The organism is Plantibacter sp. VKM Ac-2876 (assembly GCF_015350715.1).
Lineage (GTDB): Bacteria > Actinomycetota > Actinomycetes > Actinomycetales > Microbacteriaceae > Plantibacter > Plantibacter auratus.
In genome coordinates, this window is sequence record NZ_JADKSI010000002.1 from 969,079 (window position 1) to 986,245 (window position 17,167).

At 70.0% G+C, this 17,167-nt stretch carries 15 protein-coding genes; 6 read left to right on the forward strand and 9 right to left on the reverse strand.

What is annotated here, in order from left to right; translation table 11 throughout:
* Positions 1 to 80: 80 nt before the first annotated feature.
* Positions 81 to 647, forward strand: a complete 567-nt coding sequence (locus ITJ62_RS10965; protein ID WP_194601910.1) for a TetR/AcrR family transcriptional regulator — start codon at positions 81 to 83, stop codon at positions 645 to 647.
* Complete coding sequence (locus ITJ62_RS10970) at positions 644 to 1,675, forward strand: diacylglycerol kinase family protein (RefSeq protein WP_194601913.1); 1,032 nt, start codon at positions 644 to 646, stop codon at positions 1,673 to 1,675. Before ITJ62_RS10965 ends, ITJ62_RS10970 begins: the two co-directional genes overlap by 4 nt.
* A 98-nt stretch (positions 1,676 to 1,773) precedes the next feature.
* Here the strand turns inward: ITJ62_RS10970 and ITJ62_RS10975 are convergent, their stop codons facing one another.
* Genes ITJ62_RS10975 through ITJ62_RS10985 form a run of 3 tightly spaced genes read right to left on the reverse strand, consistent with a single transcriptional unit; the run spans position 1,774 to position 4,933 of the window.
* Complete coding sequence (locus tag ITJ62_RS10975; RefSeq protein ID WP_194601917.1) at positions 1,774 to 3,438, reverse strand: FAD-binding oxidoreductase; 1,665 nt, start codon at positions 3,436 to 3,438, stop codon at positions 1,774 to 1,776.
* The gene (locus ITJ62_RS10980; protein ID WP_138946648.1) at positions 3,435 to 4,139 is read right to left on the reverse strand and encodes a 1-acyl-sn-glycerol-3-phosphate acyltransferase; all 705 of its coding nucleotides are present in this window, start codon (positions 4,137 to 4,139) and stop codon (positions 3,435 to 3,437) included. The genes ITJ62_RS10975 and ITJ62_RS10980 overlap by 4 nt, the downstream gene beginning before the upstream one ends.
* Positions 4,136 to 4,933: an SDR family oxidoreductase gene (locus tag ITJ62_RS10985; protein WP_194601920.1), complete on the reverse strand. Its 798-nt coding sequence runs from the start codon at positions 4,931 to 4,933 to the stop codon at positions 4,136 to 4,138. The genes ITJ62_RS10980 and ITJ62_RS10985 overlap by 4 nt, the downstream gene beginning before the upstream one ends.
* A gap of 79 nt (positions 4,934 to 5,012) precedes the next feature.
* Between ITJ62_RS10985 and ITJ62_RS10990 the strand changes: the two genes are divergently transcribed.
* The 3 genes from ITJ62_RS10990 to ITJ62_RS11000 are packed head-to-tail and all read left to right on the forward strand — an operon-like array spanning position 5,013 to position 9,092.
* Positions 5,013 to 5,915, forward strand: a complete 903-nt coding sequence (locus ITJ62_RS10990) for a hypothetical protein (RefSeq protein WP_228498162.1) — start codon at positions 5,013 to 5,015, stop codon at positions 5,913 to 5,915.
* Positions 5,912 to 8,308, forward strand: coding sequence for an SDR family oxidoreductase (locus ITJ62_RS10995; RefSeq protein WP_194601923.1), 2,397 nt, complete (start codon positions 5,912 to 5,914; stop codon positions 8,306 to 8,308). The genes ITJ62_RS10990 and ITJ62_RS10995 overlap by 4 nt, the downstream gene beginning before the upstream one ends.
* A complete protein-coding gene (locus ITJ62_RS11000) occupies positions 8,298 to 9,092 on the forward strand; it encodes a hypothetical protein (protein WP_079705450.1) in 795 nt (264 codons plus the stop codon). The genes ITJ62_RS10995 and ITJ62_RS11000 overlap by 11 nt, the downstream gene beginning before the upstream one ends.
* A 72-nt stretch (positions 9,093 to 9,164) precedes the next feature.
* On the opposite strand, the gene ITJ62_RS11005 is transcribed toward ITJ62_RS11000, so the two are convergent.
* The 6 genes from ITJ62_RS11005 to rsmI form a co-directional block, all read right to left on the reverse strand.
* Positions 9,165 to 10,103, reverse strand: coding sequence for a 4-(cytidine 5'-diphospho)-2-C-methyl-D-erythritol kinase (locus ITJ62_RS11005; RefSeq protein WP_064296493.1), 939 nt, complete (start codon positions 10,101 to 10,103; stop codon positions 9,165 to 9,167).
* Positions 10,104 to 10,143: 40 nt separating this feature from the next.
* On the reverse strand, positions 10,144 to 11,211 hold the full coding sequence (gene mgrA, locus ITJ62_RS11010; protein WP_194601926.1) for an L-glyceraldehyde 3-phosphate reductase: 1,068 nt from the start codon (positions 11,209 to 11,211) through the stop codon (positions 10,144 to 10,146).
* A gap of 9 nt (positions 11,212 to 11,220) precedes the next feature.
* Positions 11,221 to 12,072, reverse strand: coding sequence for a 16S rRNA (adenine(1518)-N(6)/adenine(1519)-N(6))-dimethyltransferase RsmA (gene rsmA / locus ITJ62_RS11015; protein WP_079705445.1), 852 nt, complete (start codon positions 12,070 to 12,072; stop codon positions 11,221 to 11,223).
* A 75-nt stretch (positions 12,073 to 12,147) separates the two neighbouring features.
* Entirely contained in the window at positions 12,148 to 13,053 is a 906-nt protein-coding gene (locus ITJ62_RS11020; protein ID WP_194601929.1) for a TatD family hydrolase, read from the reverse strand.
* A complete protein-coding gene (gene metG, locus ITJ62_RS11025; protein ID WP_079001972.1) occupies positions 13,050 to 14,630 on the reverse strand; it encodes a methionine--tRNA ligase in 1,581 nt (526 codons plus the stop codon). Before metG ends, ITJ62_RS11020 begins: the two co-directional genes overlap by 4 nt.
* Before the next feature lie 41 nt (positions 14,631 to 14,671).
* Entirely contained in the window at positions 14,672 to 15,529 is an 858-nt protein-coding gene (gene rsmI / locus ITJ62_RS11030; protein ID WP_124768941.1) for a 16S rRNA (cytidine(1402)-2'-O)-methyltransferase, read from the reverse strand.
* Between the two features lie 68 nt (positions 15,530 to 15,597).
* Here rsmI and ITJ62_RS11035 point away from each other — a divergent pair, with 68 nt between their 5' ends.
* A complete protein-coding gene (locus ITJ62_RS11035; RefSeq protein ID WP_370581896.1) occupies positions 15,598 to 17,160 on the forward strand; it encodes a dolichyl-phosphate-mannose--protein mannosyltransferase in 1,563 nt (520 codons plus the stop codon).
* Positions 17,161 to 17,167 lie beyond the last annotated feature (7 nt).

Consider the following 17,167-nt stretch of genomic DNA (forward strand, 5'->3'; position numbering starts at 1 on the left):
CCATCCCGTTGCGCTACGGTGGGCGTAGCGCAATGGACCGATCCGACCGGAATCCGGCGTCGCGCGGAGGAGGTTGGTCGGTGCCCGTCTCCCGACGCGTCTCCCGCGCTCAGCAGATGAGCGACCGCATCCTCGACGCTGCGCTCGACCTCATGCGCTCCCGCGGCTCGGTCGCGGTCAACATCGAGGCGGTCGCCGAGACCACCGGCGTGGCGAAGACGACGATCTACCGGCGCTACCGCAACCGTTCCGAACTGCTCACGGCGGCCGTCGCGCGTGCCATGGAGACGCCGGTCGAGATCCCCGAGAGCCTCTCCACCTACGACACCTTCACCTGGCTGCTCCACGAAGCCCGCGCGATGATCGAGGACGTGGTGGGCCGGGGCACGATCGCGTCGATCCTGCTCCAGGACGACCCCGAGTTCTCCACGCTGCTCCGCGACCTCACGAGGAACCGGGCGCGCGCACTGTCCAACCTGGTCGACGAGCGGATCTCCACCGGCGATCTGAAGCCCGGACTCGACGGCCGCCTCGTCGCGACCCTGCTCCTCGGCGCGGTCCTCGGACAGCTCGTCCGCGGCGCCGACATGGACGACGACTGGGCGGACCAGGTCCTGTCCGTCCTCTGGCCGGCACTGGCCGCATGACGCCAGGCAGCACCCCGCCGCACGCTGCGGTGATCTACAACCCGACGCGCATCCAGCTCGAGCGCGTGACGAAGCTCGTCGACGCAGCAGCCGCCGAGGCCGGCTGGGGCCCGACGACCTGGATCCCGACTCGCGAGCGGTCGACCGCGGTCGACCAGGTCGCGGAGGCGCTCGGCGGCGGCGCGTCGCTCGTGATCGCCGCCGGCGGTGACGGGACCGTCCGCGAGGTGGCCGGGGCGATGCGTCACACCCGCACCCCGTTCGCCGTCGTCCCCGTCGGCACCGCGAACCTCTTCGCCCGGAACGCAGGGATCCCGATCGACACGGCCACCGCGGTGCGGGCCGCGTTCACCGGAGAGGACCGGAGCGTCGACGTCGGCGTCATTGAATACCGGAACCCCGACGGCGTCAGGCGGAGCACCCCGTTCCTCGTCATGTCGGGCTTCGGCGTCGACGCGGACATGGTGGCCTACGCCGACCCCGTCCTGAAGCGCCGCTTCGGCTGGATCGCCTACGTCGTCCCGATCATCCGCGGGCTCTTCCGCCGCGACCGGCCCCGCGTCTCCTGGAAGGAGGACGGCGGACCGATCCGGAGCGGACGGACGCACACGATGTTCGTCGGGAACTGCGGCACGGTCTCGGCCGGCCTCGACGTCCTCCCCGACGCACTCCTGGACGACGGCGTGCTCGACGTCCTCATGGTGCGGTCCCTCGAGGGGTGGGACGGGGTCCGGGTCACGCGCTGGCTGCACCGCTCGAACAATCCCGTCGCCCGGTTCTCCAAGGGCAGACGGACACGGGGCCGCCGCGTGCAGCCGAGTGCCGTCGAGACGGCCCGCTCCGCCGGAGGGGCGCTCCGCTACCTGCGGGTGCGACGGATCGACGTGACGGTCTCACCGCCGGCCGAGTTCCAGGCGGACGGCGACGGGATCGGCCCGGTTTCGGCGGCCCGGCTGACCGTCGACCCCGGCGCGCTCATCGTCCGACTACCGGCGACGGCGGCGCGATCGGGTCGCCTCCAGCCCTGAGCCCGCCCTTCGACAGGCTCAGGGACCGGAGAAACGGCTCAGGGACCGGAAAAACGGCTCAGGGACCGGAGAAACGGCTCAGGGACCGGAGGAACGGCTCAGTCCGCGAGGATCTTGCCGGGGTTGAAGTTCGAGCCGGGGTCAGCACTGTCGAAGAGGCCGCGCATGATCGCGACGCCCTCGGTCGAGATGTCCTGCTCCATCCACGGCGAGTGCTCGACGCCGACCGCGTGGTGGTGCGAGAGGGTGCCACCGTGGTCGACGAAGGACTGCTGGATCGCCGACTTGACCTGCTCGTACTCGCCGATGGGGTCGTCGCCGGTGATGAACGCGAAGGTGAAGTACAGGCACGCGCCGGAGTGGTACGAGTGCGAGAGGTGGCACATGATCCACCCGTGCACCCCGAGCTTGTCGTACGCGGCGTTGGCGGCGTCGTTCGCGGCGTCGTAGACCTCCTGCAGGCGCGACCAGGGCGCTGCGGTCTCCGAGACGTCCGCCGCGGCTCCGCGGTCGAGGAGGAAGTCGCGCAGGTACGGGGTGTCGAACTTCTTCTGGTCGTAGAGGGCGCCGGGGCCCTTGCCGACGCCGATGCCGCCGTGCTTCCGGACGATCGAGCCGACGAGGCCCTTCTCGTACCGCACGTGGGACGCGCTGCCCTCGTAGCCGATGAAGGAGAGGCACAGCTGCTCGAGGTCCCAGCCCCTGGCCGTGAGCACCTTCATGAGGCCCTTGGTGACCTGCGCCGAGACGCCGGTGCTGGCCTTCCGGGTCGCGAGCGAGAAGCCGCTCTCCCGGGCGTTCGACACCCGGGTGACCGAGGGGCTGGCGTCGCTCTCCGCGATCTCGTGCATCGCCGCGAGCCCGGCCTCCCAGGTGGGGAAGAAGTAGCCGAGGACCTCGCGGACGGCGGGCGTCCGGTGGACCTGCACGGTGACCTCGGTGATGATGCCGAGTCGACCCTCGCTGCCGATGATCATCTCGCGGACGCTTGGTCCGGTCGATGCGCTCGGGACGGGGCGGATCGCCACGATGCCGTTCGGGCGCACCATCCGCAGGCCCTTGGTGATGTCGGCGATGTCGCCGTACTTGTCGGACTGCATGCCCGATGAGCGGGTCGCGACCCAGCCGCCGAGCGTGGAGTGCGTGAAGCTGTCGGGGAAGTGGCCCATCGTCCAGCCCTTGGCGCCGAGCTGCTCCTCGATCGAGGGGCCCTGCGCACCGGCCTGGATGGTGGCGAGACCGGAGCCCTCGTCGATCGACAGGACGCGGTCGAGCCGGCCGAGGTCGAGCGAGATGATGACCCGTTCCTCGGTCGGCTGCGGGTCGAGCGAGCCGGCGATGTTGGTGCCGCCGCCGAACGGGATGATGACGGCGTCTGCGGCGACGGCTGCAGCGACGACCGACGCGACCTCGGCCTCATCAGCCGGGTACACCACGAGGTCGGGCGTGCGGGGCAGGTCGTTCGCGCGGATCCGGAGCAGGTCGCGGATGCTCTTGCCGTAGGTGTGGACGACGCGTTCCTGGTCGTCCGTGGTCACGTGCCCCTGACCGACGAGCGTCGAGAGTTCGGCGATGAACTCCTCGGACGCGCGCGATGCGGGGACGGTGAGCTCGTCGAAGCTGAGGTGCGCCTGAGCCGGCTTCCGGAGGTCGAGACCGACGGCCTGCTTCACGAACGGCGCGAAGTCCGGCTTGTTGCCGTGCTCGAAGGCGACCCCTTCGACTCCCCAGCCCCACCACTTCATGTGCTCCACAGACGTCATCCGGCTTCCTTTCGTGGTGTGTCGATCGAAACATGTGTTCCCGGCTCGACCGAAGCGCGCAGCGCGACGATCTCGGCGACGACGCGGTCCATGAGCTGGACGGGCGTCTCGTTCGGCTGCGGGTGGATCGGTTGCCCGAAGACGACGCGCACCGGCGGTCGTCCGGGGACGGGCCAGTTACGACCCTTCGGCATGGCGGAGTGGGTGCCGAGGACGGCGACCGGGAGGCAGGGGATGCCCTGGCGGGTGGCGAGTGCCGCGGCACCGGGCTTGAACCGGCCGAGCTCACCCGTCCGCGATCGGCCGCCCTCGGGGAAGATGAGGATCGGGACGCCGCTCTCGAGCAGCTCCCGTGACACGCCTGCACGCTTGCGGTCGCCCGAGCGGTCGACCGGGAACGCGTTGAAGAAGAGTGCGGCGAAGATGCGACGGGCGGGGACGTCGAAGAAGTAGTCGGCGGCGACACCGGCGGCGAGATAGCGCGACAGTCGACGCGGCATCGCCCCGACGACGAGCGGTGCGTCGAGGTGCGACTGGTGGTTGGCGACGACGATGTACGGCCCGGTGACGCCCGACAGCCGCTCGCGACCCGTCACCGTCACGCGGGTCAGCGACCAGACGAGCGGCTTCAGCAGCAACCGCTGGGCGACGAACCGCGCGTTGGCGTGGAGGGAGGAGGTGAACCGCGGCTCTGCGGTCATCGGCGGGCTCCTGACTGTGCGGCGTTGGCGGCTCGACGGCTCGAGGACATCCGGCCGGAGATCCACCGGATGGACGCACGGGGCGCGAACTTGACGAGGGCCATGAGGGCCTTGAAGCGGAAGCTCGGGATGGAGACGACGACCCCCCTCCCGGCGTCGCGGAGGGCGTCGGCGACGAGCCGGTCCACATCGATCCACAGACCTGACGGGATGGAGCGGGTGCTGATGCCGGCGCGATCGTGGAACTCGGTACGGACCCATCCGGGGCAGAGCGCCGTGACGCGGACACCCGAGCCGGCGAGCTCAACAGCGAGCGCCTCGGTGTAGGTGGTGACGAACGACTTCACCGCGGAGTAGCCGCCGGTGGTGATGTACCCCGCCGTGCTCGAGACGTTGATGATGGTGCCGCGCCCGCGTTCCCGCATGGCGCGGGCCGCGGCGCCCGAGAGGGTGGTGACGCTCCGGCACATGACCTCGATCGCGTTGTCGAGCTCGCTCGTGTCGGGGTCGGTGAGGCGGGCGTGCACCCCGAAACCGGCGTTGTTGACGACCACCTCGATCGGCGACGCCTGGTCCTCGATCCGTGCGGCGAGTCTCGCGACGTCGGCGCGGTCCGAGAGGTCGGCACTGATCACCTCGACGGTGCGACCGGTCGCGCGCAGTCGCTCGGCCGATTGCTCGAGCCGCTCGACATCACGGGCGACGAGCACCAGGTCGAAGCCCCGTCCGGCGAGCGCCGTGGCGAACGCGGCACCGATGCCGGACGTCCCACCGGTGACGAGAGCTGTAGCCATGGGGATCAGAATACGCTACGCGTTGCGTATCGTTGCAAGCTACAGTGATGAGGTCGGATCGTCACGGAACGGAGACGCCATGGTGAACCGGGATTCGCCGCGCGGAACAGCACCCGCGGCCCTCGAGGACGCGGAGCAGGAGAGCGCCATGCTGCGGCCTGCCCACGGGTTCAGCGTCCGCGACTACGCGAAGTCCGCCGTCGGCAGTCGTCGCAAGGAGATCGACGCCGCGGCCTTCGCCGAGACGCCGCTGAGTGCTGAGACGGTCGCGCTGCTCCGCGCCCTGTCGGACATCGAGCGCGCGACGATGCAGTACCTCCGCGGGGTGCTCGTCACCCCCACACACAAGGACGCCAGGGTCACCGCGTTCCTGATCACCTGGGCGTACGAGAAGTACTGGATCACCGACACCCTCGACACCGTGCTCAAGGCGAACGGGACCCCGCGCGACAAGACGCGTTCGACGGGTCTCCGCCGCACCGTCCACGGTGTGCGCGACCGCTTCGCGCCCATCGGCCAGGCCCTCATCGCGAACGTGCTCGGCGAGGACATCATCGCCTGGCACATGACGATCGGGACGATCGACGACCTCATCACCCACGCGGCGTACCGCACGGTGCGTGAGCGCGAGCCGCACCCCGTGCTCGACCGCCTCGTCGACGAGATCCTCGAGACGAAGGCCAGGCACCTCGAGTTCTTCACCGCTCAGGCGAGTGACCGCCTCGCCGCGTCGCCCCGTGCACAGGGCATCACCCGTCGCCGCATCCGGAACGCCGTGTGGCCCACCGGCTCCGATGCGAACGGCCCCCGACAGACGGCGCGGTTCGCCGCGCTCGTGTTCCGCAGTACCGCCACCTGGAGCGACCCCGCCGTCCTCGGCATCGACGCGTCGATCGACGCGCTGCCCGGTCAGTCGGGCCTCCATCTCGCCGCCAGACTTGCCCGCCGCGGACGCCGCGGCAGCCTCGAGGAGAACCGATGACCGACACCCCCACGCCAGACGCCGAGCAGCCCGACGCCCAGCAGCTGGAGGCTCAGCAACCCGCCACCGCCACGGATGCCCTCGACGGCGCGCACGTGCTCGTCACCGGCGGCACCGGCTTCCTCGGCCAGGCGGTGCTCGAGCGCCTGCTCGCCGATCACCCGACCACCCGCGTCAGCCTGCTCATCCGGAAGAAGGGGTCGGTCCGCGGGAGCGACCGCCTCCAGACCCTGCTCCGCAAGCCGGTGTTCAAGGCCTGGCGCGAACGCGTCGGCGCTGAAGCCGCTGCGGCGATCGTGGCCGAACGCGTCAGCGTGATCGAGGGTGGCCTCGACGAGATGGCACTGCCGGCCGACCTCGACGTCGTCATCCACAGCGCGTCGACCGTCTCCTTCGACCCGCCGATCGACGAGGCCTTCGCCACGAACGTCGGCGGCGCGACCACCCTGTACGCGGCGCTCGCGAAGAGCGGCGCGACCCCGCACGTCGTCCACGTCTCCACCGCCTACGTCGGCGGCACGCGGAAGGGCATCCAGCCGGAACGCAGCCTCGCGCACGACGTCGACTGGCGCGTCGAGGCCGAGGCCGCCCGCTCAGCACGCGTCCGCACCGAGGAGTCGTCCCGTCGTCCGGAGGTCCTGCGCAAGCTCATGCAGACCGCCCGTCGCGAGCACGGCAAGGCCGGCCCCCAGGCCGTCTCGAACGCCGCCGAGGCCGCACGCATCGCCTGGGTCGACGCCCGACTCGTCGCCCACGGCCGCGCACGCGCCGAGAGCCTCGGCTGGACCGACGTGTACACCTTCACGAAGGCGATGGCCGAGCGGGTCGCCGAAGAACGCTGGGCCGGCGAGGGCAACCGACTCTCCGTCGTGCGTCCCTCGATCATCGAGAGCGCGCTCGCGCACCCCTTCCCCGGATGGATCGACGGCTACAAGGTCGCCGACCCGTTGATCATCGCCTACGGGCGCGGACAGCTGCCCGACTTCCCGGGCCTCCCCGACAGCGTGCTCGACATCATCCCCGTCGACTTCGTCGTCAACGCGATCCTCGCTGCGGCCCAGACCCCGCCGGAGCCGGCTGCGGCTCGCTACTTCCACGTGAGCTCCGGAGCCAGCAACCCGCTGCCGTTCCACAAGATGTACGCGAACGTGCACAGTTACTTCACGGAGCACCCGATCCCGGCGGACGCCGGTGACATCAGCGTGCCGACCTGGAACTTCCCCGGCGGGCGCGCGATCGAGCGCTCCATCGACCGGCGGCAGAAGGCGACGACGGCGGCCGGCCGGGTCGTCTCCCACCTGCCGGCGAACGCGACCACCCGCGGGTGGCAGGACCGGATCCGCAAGGCGTCGAGCGACCTCGGCTCGCTCCGCGACTTCACCGGGCTCTACCGCTCCTACGTGCAGAGCGAGATCGTCTTCGACGACCAGCGCACCCGTGCCCTGCACGCCTCGCTGACGCCCGAGCAGCAGGCGGACCGCGGGTTCGACGTCACGACGATCGACTGGGACGACTACTTCCAGCGCATCCACTTCCCCGCCGTCACGACCCTGACCCGCGCCTTCGCCAACCGCAAGGCGGGCGCCGCGAAGCAGCAGAAGATCCTGCCCGTGCGCGACGACGTCCTCGCGGTGTTCGACCTCGAGGGCACGGTGCTCGCCTGGAACCTCATCGAGCAGTACCTCTGGCTGCGGCTCGCCGCGACCTCGCGGTCGCGCTGGCCCATCGAGATCGCCACGCTCGGCGCCTCCATGCCTGGGTACATCGGTGCTGAACTCCGCGACCGCGGTGAGTTCATCCGCACGTTCATGCGTCGCTACGAGGGCGTCGACGTGGCGCAACTCGAGAAGATCGTCCGGGGCGGCTTCGGCAAGGCCGTCCGGTCCCGCCTCCTCCCCCAGGCGCTCGAGCAGATCGCCGCGCACCGGGCAGCCGGTCACCGGACGATCCTCGTCACCGGCACCATCGACCTCATGACGGCTCCGCTCGAGCCGTTCTTCGACGAGGTCGTGGCCGGGGCGATGCACGCCGAGAACGGACGCCTCACGGGCTACCTCGACAGCCCGCCGCTCGTCGACGAAGCGCGCGGCGCCTGGCTCACGCAGTACGCCGAGCAGCACGGCATGGACCTCGCGCACTCCTACGGCTACGGCGACTCCCATGCGGACGCCGCCTGGCTGCAGCTGGTCGGGAACCCGGTCGCCGTCAACCCCGACCACACCCTGTACAAGCTGGCGCAGGCCGGCCGGTGGACGGTGCGAGAATGGGCACGAACCACCGGAGGCGTCCGCTCCGAAGACGAACTGACCCGCGCACCGCGCCCCGCACAGCCGAGAGGAGAGAGGACGGCCGAGGACACGATCCCCGACCGCCCCACCGCACATGGCGTTTGACATCGACAAGTTCACCGAGACGAGTGTCTCGGTGAACTGGAGCGACCTCGACTTCGACGAGTTCAAGACGAACCCGCTCCCCGCTTCCACCCTGCGCAGCCTGCGCTACATGTGCGACATCGAGTACCACACGGTCTGCTACCTGCGCGACATGCTCATGACGCCGTCCCACGAGGACGACGAGGTCGGCGCGTTCATGACGATGTGGAACCGTGAGGAGTTCTGGCACGGGGAGGCGCTCGCCGCCGTCCTCGCCGCCCACGACATCACGGTCGACTTCGACGAGCTCAAGGCGACGCGCCTGAAGCTCGGCTGGAAGGACCGCCTCGACCCCATCAAGCAGTCGATCCTCGGCAACCTCGTGGGCACCGACTTCATCGCGGTGCACATGAGCTGGGGCGCGGCGAACGAGTGGTCCGCGACCGCCGCCTACACCCGCCTCGCGCAGTTGGAGCGGCACCCGGTGCTCTCGGTGCTGCTCAAGCGGATCGCGAAGCAGGAGACGCGTCACGTGGCGTTCTACGCGAGCCAGGCCAAGGCACGCCTGGAGTCGTCGAAGAGCGCACGTCGACTCACCCGCTTCCTGCTCCGCAAGGTGTGGGGCCCCGTCGGTTCCGGCGTCATGCCCGACTCCGAGGTCACGCACGTCATGGGCCACCTCTTCGGCGACGAGGACGGCCTGGCCGAGGTGCGCCGCATCGACGGGCACATCGCCAAGCTCCCCGGTATGGAGGGGCTCACGATCATCGAGAACTCGCTCCGCGTGCGCGGCGTCGCGGCCTGAACCGCGCCACCTCGCACAGCAGCCCCGGTCGGATCTCCGACCGGGGCTGCTTCGTGTCGTGCGGGACGCGTCTCAGCTCTGCGAGACGATGCGGGCGCCGTGGACCGGTCCGTGGGCACGGATGACCTTCAGCCCGGACGAGGCGAGCGTCACCTGCAGTTCGACGGCGTCGTCGGTGTCGGCCGCCAGGAAGGCGATCGTCGGCCCGGAGCCGGAGACGAGGCTGCCGAGGGCGCCCTGGGAGTCACCGAACTCGAGCACCTCGCCCAGCACCGGACGCAGCTGCAGCGCGGCGGCCTGCAGGTCGTTGTAGAGGACCTCTCCGAGGAGGTGGGCGTCGCCCGCCCGCAACGCCTGGAGCACCGCGGCGTCGACCGTCGGCTGACGACCGGACGGCGAGATGTCGAGGATGTGCCGCGCCCGGTGGGCGTCGAGCTCCTGGTAGACCTGCGGGGTAGACATGCCGAAGTCGGCGAGGGCGAGCACCCATTCGAACTGCCCCTTGGCCAACGCGCTGCTCAGTTGGTCGCCGCGGCCGGTGCCGACCGCGGTGCCGCCGAGCAGGGCGAAGGGCACGTCGGCGCCGAGGCGTGCCGCCAGCGCCAGGAGGTCGTCGCGGCTGCGTTCGGTCCCCCAGAGGGCGTCACAGGCGAGCAGCGTGGCCGCCGCGTCGGCTGAGCCGCCGCCCATCCCGCCGGCGACCGGGACGTGCTTCTCGATCTCGAGCCGGACACCGCCGCGGTACCCGGTCCGTCTCGCGAGGGCCTTCGCGGCGCGGATGGCGAGGTTGCTCGTGTCCGTCGGCACACCCGACACGTCCACCGAGCCGGAGAACGACACACTGAAGTCGTCGGCCGGGTACGCGTGCACGTCCTCGTACAGCGAGATCGCCTGGTACGCGGTCGCGACGTCGTGGTAGCCGTCGTCCATCACTTCGCCGACTTTGAGGAAGACGTTGATCTTCCCCGGTGCTCGCACGTGGACGTGCTTGAGGATGGCCTCGGTGGTCATTGTTCCAAGTTAGTCGATCGAGCAGGCGCCTCAGACCGCGTCACTTGTCGGAGGAGTCCGCCCAGATGTTGACGTCGGCGCCCTCCGCGAGTCGGTCGATCTCCTCGAGCTCCTCGGTCGTGAACGCGGGGCCGTCGAGCGCCGCCAGGTTCTCGTCCAGCTGCTCGGGGCGGGAGGCACCGATGAGGGCGGAGGTGATCGCGGGGTTGTTCAGAACCCAGGCGAGCGACATCTGCGCGAGGGTCTGCCCGCGCTCCACGGCGATGTCGTTGAGGGACCGGAGGCGGGTCGCCATCTCCTCGCTCACCTGGCGGTCGGGCAGGGAGGGACGGTTCGTCGCGCGATCGGCCGGGCCGTCGCCGAGGTACTTGTCGGTGAGCAGGCCCTGCGCGAGCGGCACGAAGGCGATCGCGCCGAGGCCGGTCTCGGTCAGCACCTCGGTGAGGCCGTCCTCGACCCAGCGGTTGAGGATCGAGTACGACGGCTGGTGGATCACGAGCGGCGTGCCGAGCTCGCGAGCGACGGCGTGTGCGGCGGCGGTCCGCTCGGCCGAGTACGACGAGATGCCGACGTACAGGGCCTTGCCGGAGCGCACGATCGCGTCGAGCGCGCCCACGGTCTCTTCGATGGGCGTGACCTCGTCGACGCGGTGCGAGTAGAAGACGTCGACGTAGTCGAGACCCATCCGCTCGAGCGACTCGTCGAGGCTCGCGGTCAGGTACTTCTTCGAACCGAAGTTGCCGTACGGGCCTGGCCAGAAGTCGTAACCGGCCTTCGAGGAGATGATGAGCTCGTTGCGGTACGGACCGAAGTCCTCGCGCATCATGCGACCGAAGTTCGTCTCGGCGGAACCGTAGGGCGGGCCGTAGTTGTTCGCGAGGTCGAAGTGGGTGATGCCGTGGTCGAACGCGTGGCGCAGGAGCGCGCGCTGCCCGTCGAACGGCCGGTTGTCGCCGAAGTTGTACCAGAGGCCGAGCGAGATCGGGGGGAGGAAGAGGCCCGAGGTGCCGACCTGGCGGTAGTCGTTCCGCGCGTAGCGGTCGTCCGCCGCGGCGTACGGGCGGTGGATGTCGGGGACGTTCAGCGGGAATCGAGCATCAGCGGTCATGCGCCAACGTTATCGTCCCGCACGCACGATCGACAGGAAGTCGTGGACCGTGAGCTCCTCGCCGCGGGCCGTCGGCTTCACTCCGGCGGCCTCCATCTGCTCCGTCGCGGCCTGGGAGCTGCCAAGGACGCTGCCGAGTGCCTGCCGGAGCATCTTGCGACGCTGCTGGAACGCCGCGTCGATGAGCGCGAAGGTCTTGATGCGCTCTTCCTCGGTGCCGATGACGTCGCTGCGCCGCTCGAATCCGACGAGCACGGAGTCGACGTTCGGAATGGGCCAGAACACCTGGCGGCTCACCTGGCCGGCGATGCGCCACGCGCCGTACCAGGCGGCCTTCGCGCTCGGTGCGCCGTAGACCTTGCTCCCCGGGCCGGCGGCGAGTCGGTAGCCGACCTCGGCCTGCACCATGACGACACCGGCCGTCAGCGAGGTGAAGTGCTCCAGGAAGTGCAGGAGGACGGGCACGGAGATGTTGTACGGCAGGTTGGCGACGAGTCGGTTGGGCTGCGCGGGGAGTTCCTCGATGCGCATCGCGTCCTCGTGGACGACCGACAACCGGTCGATCATGCCCGGTGCCATCTCCCCCACGGTGAGCGGCAGCTGCTTGGCGAGCCGACCGTCGATCTCGACGGCGACGACGCTCGCATCGGCCTCGAGCAGGCCGAGGGTCAGCGAGCCGAGTCCAGGGCCGATCTCGACGACGACGTCGCCCGGAGCGACGTGCGCGACCGACACGATCTTGCGGACGGTGTTCGCGTCGATGACGAAGTTCTGACCGAGCTTCTTCGTCGGCGTCACGTCCAGCAGGGTGGCGAGATCTCGGATCTCGGCGGGGCCGAGCAGGGCGACGGAGGCGGTCATCCCTCCAGTATCCCTGATCGCGGAGCCGGTCCTCGTCGGGCGACGGGCGCGAGGCTCGGCGACGGGCTCAGTCGCTCAGTCGGCCCAGGAGCCGTAGACGCGCTCGGTGTTCGTCGCGAGCTGCGTCGCGAACGCGGCGACGTCCTCACCCAGGTGCTCGGCCATGCCTCGCACCGTGTACGGGAGGAGGTACGGCGCGTTCGGCCGACCGCGGAACGGGGCGGGCGTGAGGTAGGGCGCGTCGGTCTCGACCATGATCAGCTCGCGGGGCATGATCGCGAGCGCCTCACGCAGCGGTGCGGCGTTCTTGAACGTGACCGTCCCGGCGAAGGAGGCGTACCAGCCGTGCTCGGCGCACAGCTCGGCGAGCTCCGGGCCGCCCGAGAAACAGTGGAAGACGGTGCGTTCCGGAGCGCCCACCCGCAGGAGCGTCTCGACGACCTCGTCGTGGGCGTCGCGATCGTGGATCTGCAGCGCGACACCGTGCCGCTTCGCGATGGCGATGTGTGCCTCGAACGATGCGAACTGCGCCGCTCGACCGCCCTCCTCGGTGCGGAAGAAGTCGAGCCCGGTCTCGCCGACGGCGCGGACACGGGGCTCCGCCGCGAGACGGTCGATCTCGGCCAGCGCGTCATCCAGGGTGCCCGCGCGGTCGAGGTCCGGTGCGTCGTTGGGGTGGATCGCGACCGCCGCGAGCACGCGGGGGTCCCGAGCGGCGATCGCCGCCGACCAACGCGAGGTCTCCACGTCGGTGCCGACCTGCACGATGCCGCGGACCCCGACGGAGGCCGCCCGGTCCAAGTGCTCCGACGGGGTCAGCGGGGCGTCGCCGTCGGCGTGCTCGAGGTGCGTGTGGTTGTCGTAGACCGCGACCGGCAGCGCCTCAGGTGCCTCGGGGTAGCTCAGTTGCTTCCGCTCCCCCGCTTCGCGCTGCCGCAGGTGCGGTGTGACGGCCGGATCCGGCGCGACGCCCTCGCTCATTCGGCGACGGCCTCGATCCGCGGGAACAGGGGCTCGAGCCCTGCAACCGAGGTGCCGGCGGGCAGCTGCCCCCAGGTGCCGACGTCGCCGATGCGCTGTGCGCCGAGCTCGCCGAGGGCGGCTTCGGCGCCGAGGGCGGACCACAGCTTGGTGGTCGCCTTCGGGACGAAGGGGTGGAGCAGGACCGACAGGGCGCGCAGGCCCTCGACCGCCGTGGCGAGCACGGTGCCGAGCCGCTCCCGCTTGGCCTCGTCCTTCGCGAGTGCCCACGGCTCCTGCTCGGTGATGTAGCCGTTCAGCTCGTCGACGATCCGCCAGATGGCCGCGAGGGCGTCCTGGATGGCGAGGCGCTCGATCGCGGCGTCGGCGTCGGCTGCAGCGCGGGCGACCGTCTCCTGGATGGCCACGTCGGCCGGTTCGGCAGGACCGCTCGCCGGCACGACGCCGTCGAAGTACCGCGTCACCATGGCGAGCACGCGCGACGCGAGGTTGCCGAAGCCGTTCGCGAGCTCCGCCTGGTACCGTGCGGAGAGGTCCTCCCAGCTGAACGAACCGTCCTGCCCGAAGGCGATGGCGCGCATGAAGTAGTAGCGGAACGCGTCGGAGCCGAAGGTGTCGGTGATCTCACTCGGTGCGATACCGGTGAGCTTCGACTTCGACATCTTCTCGCCGCCGACGAGCAGCCAGCCGTGACCGAAGACCCGCTTCGGGACCTCGAGCCCGGCGGCCATGAGCATGGCCGGCCAGATGACCGCGTGGAACCGCAGGATGTCCTTGCCGACGATCTGCGTGGCGGGCCAGCGCTCGGCGAACGCCTCCTCGTCGGAGCCGTACCCGGCGGCGGTGATGTAGTTGAGCAGGGCGTCGAACCACACGTAGACGACGTGGCTCTCGTCCCACGGGACCTTGATGCCCCAGTCGAAGGTCGAGCGGGAGATGGACAGGTCTTTGAGACCCTGACGCACGAACTGGATGACCTCGTTGCGCGCCGACTCCGGCTGCACGAACTCCGGTCGCTCCTCGTAGAGGGCCAGCAGGCGCTCGGCGAAGTCGCTCATGCGGAAGAAGTAGTTGCTCTCCTGGAGCAGTTCGACCGGCTTCGAGTGGATCGCGCACACGAGCTGCCCGACGTACTCGCCGGTGCCCTGCACGAGGTCGCTCTCCTGCTTGTACTCCTCACAGCCGACGCAGTAGTACCCCTCGAACTCACCGGTGTAGATGAAGCCGGCGTCGTACAGGCGCTGGAGGAAGAGCTGGACGTTCTGTTCGTGCCGCACGTCCGTCGTGCGGATGAAGTCGTCGTTCGAGATGTCGATCGTGTCGAGCAGCGGGTACCAGGACTCGCTGACGAGCTTGTCGGCCCACTCCTTCGGCGTCACGCCGTTCGCGGTCGCCGTGCGCAGGATCTTCTGGCCGTGCTCGTCGGTCCCGGTCAGGAACCAGGTGCGGTCGCCGGCCTGACGGTGCCAGCGCGCGAGGACGTCCGCGGCCACCTCCGTGTAGGCGTGCCCGATGTGCGGGGCATCGTTGACGTAGAAGATGGGCGTGGTGATGTAGAACGAGGTGCCGTCGGCCATGGGGTCAATCCTAGGACGAGCGGGCGTCGCCACCGTGCCTGTTACGGTGCGGGACGCACCTGCGCGTCCGGCGACGCCTTCGGGGGCCGGGCGGCGAGGGCCGCCTGGTACAGGTCGCGCTTCGAGAGGCCGGTGGCCTCGGCGACCTCGTTGGAGGCGTCCTTCAGGCGCGTGCCCGAGGCCACGAGCGCGAGTACCTGCTCGAGCGCGGTGGCCGGATCGGCCTCCACGGCCTCCGCACCGGCGATGACGATGCAGATCTCGCCCTTCACACCCCCGGAGGCCCATTCGGCCAGTTCAGCGGCCGTTCCCCGCTTGACCTCCTCGAACAGCTTGGTGAGCTCCCGGCACACGGCCACGCGACGATCGGCTCCGAGCACGGATGCGATGTCCTCGAGGGATGAGGCGAGTCGGTTGGGCGATTCGAAGAACACCATCGTGCGCGGCTCGGTCGCGAGCGCTCGGAGGCTGCTGCGTCGGTCCCCCGGCTTGCGCGGGAGGAACCCCTCGAAGGTGAAGCGGTCCGTCGCGAGGCCGGACACGGCGAGCGCCGTCACGACCGCCGACGGCCCGGGGATCGCGGTGACCTGGACGTCTGCGGCCGCCGCCGCGTCGACGAGGTGGAAGCCGGGGTCGGACACGGTCGGCATGCCGGCGTCGCTGAGCACGAGGACGTCGGTCTCGCGGGCCAGTTCGACGATCTCGGCGGCACGTTCGCGCTCGTTGTGGTCGTGCATGGCGATGAGCCGCGGCCGCGATTCCACACCGAGGGCGCGCAGCAGGTGGATGGCCGTCCGGGTGTCCTCGGCGACGATGACCTCCGCCGCGGCCAACGCCTCCCGGAGTCGTGGCGACGCATCGCCGAGGTTGCCGATGGGGGTCGCTCCGAGGATGATCACCGGACCAGTCTCCCATCCGGCCGGGGTGGTTAGATGAGACGGTGTCGGTCGATCTTCTGGAAGCCCCTGTGACGGGATCCCGCCTCGACCGCTGGTGGGAGCGGATGCTCCGCACCGAGCGCCGACGGAAGCTCTGGATCTGGGGCGGTCCGGCCGCCGTGACGCTCCTCGCGTTCGTGCTGCGGTTCTGGAACCTCGGTCACCCGCACTCGCTCGTCTTCGACGAGACCTTCTACGTGAAGGACTCGTGGTCGCTGTGGCTGAACGGCTACGAGAGCACCTGGCCGGACGGGGCCGACGAGGGCTTCGCGAACGGCGACGCGGGCAGCCCGAGCACGAATCCCTCCTACGTCGTGCACCCACCACTCGGCAAGTGGCTGATCGCGCTCGGCATCGCCGTGTTCGGCATCGACGACAGCACCGGGTGGCGCATCTCCACCGTGATCGCCGGAACGCTCGCGGTCCTGCTCGTCACGCTCATCGCCAAGCGGTTGTTCACCTCGTCGATCCTCGCCGTCCTGGCCGGGTTCCTGTTCGCGATCGACGGCCACGCGATCGTCATGGCCCGGGTCTCGCTGCTCGACAACTTCGTCATGTTCTTCGTACTGGCGGGATTCGGCGCGATCCTGTTGGACCGGTCGTGGCACGCGTCACGCCTGGCGGCGAAGGTCGCGTCAGCCCGGGCGAGGGGCGCCGATCCGGCCTGGGGTCCCGTCCTCTGGTGGCGGCCATGGCTGCTCGCAGCAGGGGTCGCGTTCGGCGCGGCCACCGCGGTCAAGTGGAACGGACTGTACTTCCTCGCCGCGTTCGGCGTGTACGTGATCGTCACGGATCTGCTGCTCCGACGCCGACTGGGCCTCAGCCTGTGGGCGAGCGCGGCGGTCCTCAAGCAGGGCCCCGTGTCCTTCGTGACCCTCGTCCCCGTGGCCGCCGTCGTGTACCTCGCCAGCTGGACCGGGTGGATCAGGACGTCCGGCGGGTACGACCGTCAGTGGGCGGACGCTGTGGGCAACGCCTGGACCGGCACCTTCGCGTGGGTCCCCCACTGGTTCCAGAGCCTGCTCCACTACCACCAGAGCGCCTACAGCTTCCACGTCGGCCTCAGCACCCCGCACCCCTACGCCGCGAACCCGCTCGGCTGGCTGCTCATGATCCGGCCGACGAGCATGTACTACCAGTCCCCCGCCACCGGGACCGACGGCTGCGCGTGGGACGCCTGCTCCTCCGCGATCACCTCGATCGGCAACCCGCTCATCTGGTGGGGCGCCGCCGTCGCGCTCGGGTACTGCGTCTACCGGCTCGTCCGGTACCGCGAGTGGCAGGTCGGGCTCATCGTCCTCGGAGTCGCCGCGGGGTACCTGCCTTGGCTGCTCTACCTGAACCGGACGGTGTTCCAGTTCTACACGATCGTCTTCGAGCCGTACCTCATCCTCGCGCTCGTCTTCGCGATCGGGAAGATCCTCGGGTCCCGCGACGACCCGGAGGAACGACGGTTCGCCGGCATCGGCGTCATCGGGGTGTTCGTGACCATCACGACGCTGTTGAGCATCTTCTGGTATCCGCTCTGGACCGCCATCACCGTGCCCTACTGGTTCTGGCACCTGCACGCCTGGTTGCCGTCATGGGTGTGACGGGAGG

Bases quoted from the DNA above. Each gene is read 5' to 3' on its own strand.
- rsmA (WP_079705445.1), bottom strand. From the start codon at position 12,072: ATGACCGCCTCCGTCGCCCTGCTCGGCCCCGCCGAGATCCGAGATCTC.
- ITJ62_RS10980 (WP_138946648.1), bottom strand. From the start codon at position 4,139: ATGACCGCAGAGCCGCGGTTCACCTCCTCCCTCCACGCCAACGCGCGG.
- ITJ62_RS11020 (WP_194601929.1), bottom strand. From the start codon at position 13,053: ATGAGCGAGGGCGTCGCGCCGGATCCGGCCGTCACACCGCACCTGCGG.
- ITJ62_RS10970 (WP_194601913.1), top strand. From the start codon at position 644: ATGACGCCAGGCAGCACCCCGCCGCACGCTGCGGTGATCTACAACCCG.
- metG (WP_079001972.1), bottom strand. From the start codon at position 14,630: ATGGCCGACGGCACCTCGTTCTACATCACCACGCCCATCTTCTACGTC.
- ITJ62_RS10985 (WP_194601920.1), bottom strand. From the start codon at position 4,933: ATGGCTACAGCTCTCGTCACCGGTGGGACGTCCGGCATCGGTGCCGCG.
- mgrA (WP_194601926.1), bottom strand. From the start codon at position 11,211: ATGACCGCTGATGCTCGATTCCCGCTGAACGTCCCCGACATCCACCGC.
- ITJ62_RS10990 (WP_228498162.1), top strand. From the start codon at position 5,013: ATGGTGAACCGGGATTCGCCGCGCGGAACAGCACCCGCGGCCCTCGAG.
- ITJ62_RS11000 (WP_079705450.1), top strand. From the start codon at position 8,298: ATGGCGTTTGACATCGACAAGTTCACCGAGACGAGTGTCTCGGTGAAC.
- ITJ62_RS10995 (WP_194601923.1), top strand. From the start codon at position 5,912: ATGACCGACACCCCCACGCCAGACGCCGAGCAGCCCGACGCCCAGCAG.
- ITJ62_RS11005 (WP_064296493.1), bottom strand. From the start codon at position 10,103: ATGACCACCGAGGCCATCCTCAAGCACGTCCACGTGCGAGCACCGGGG.
- ITJ62_RS10975 (WP_194601917.1), bottom strand. From the start codon at position 3,438: ATGACGTCTGTGGAGCACATGAAGTGGTGGGGCTGGGGAGTCGAAGGG.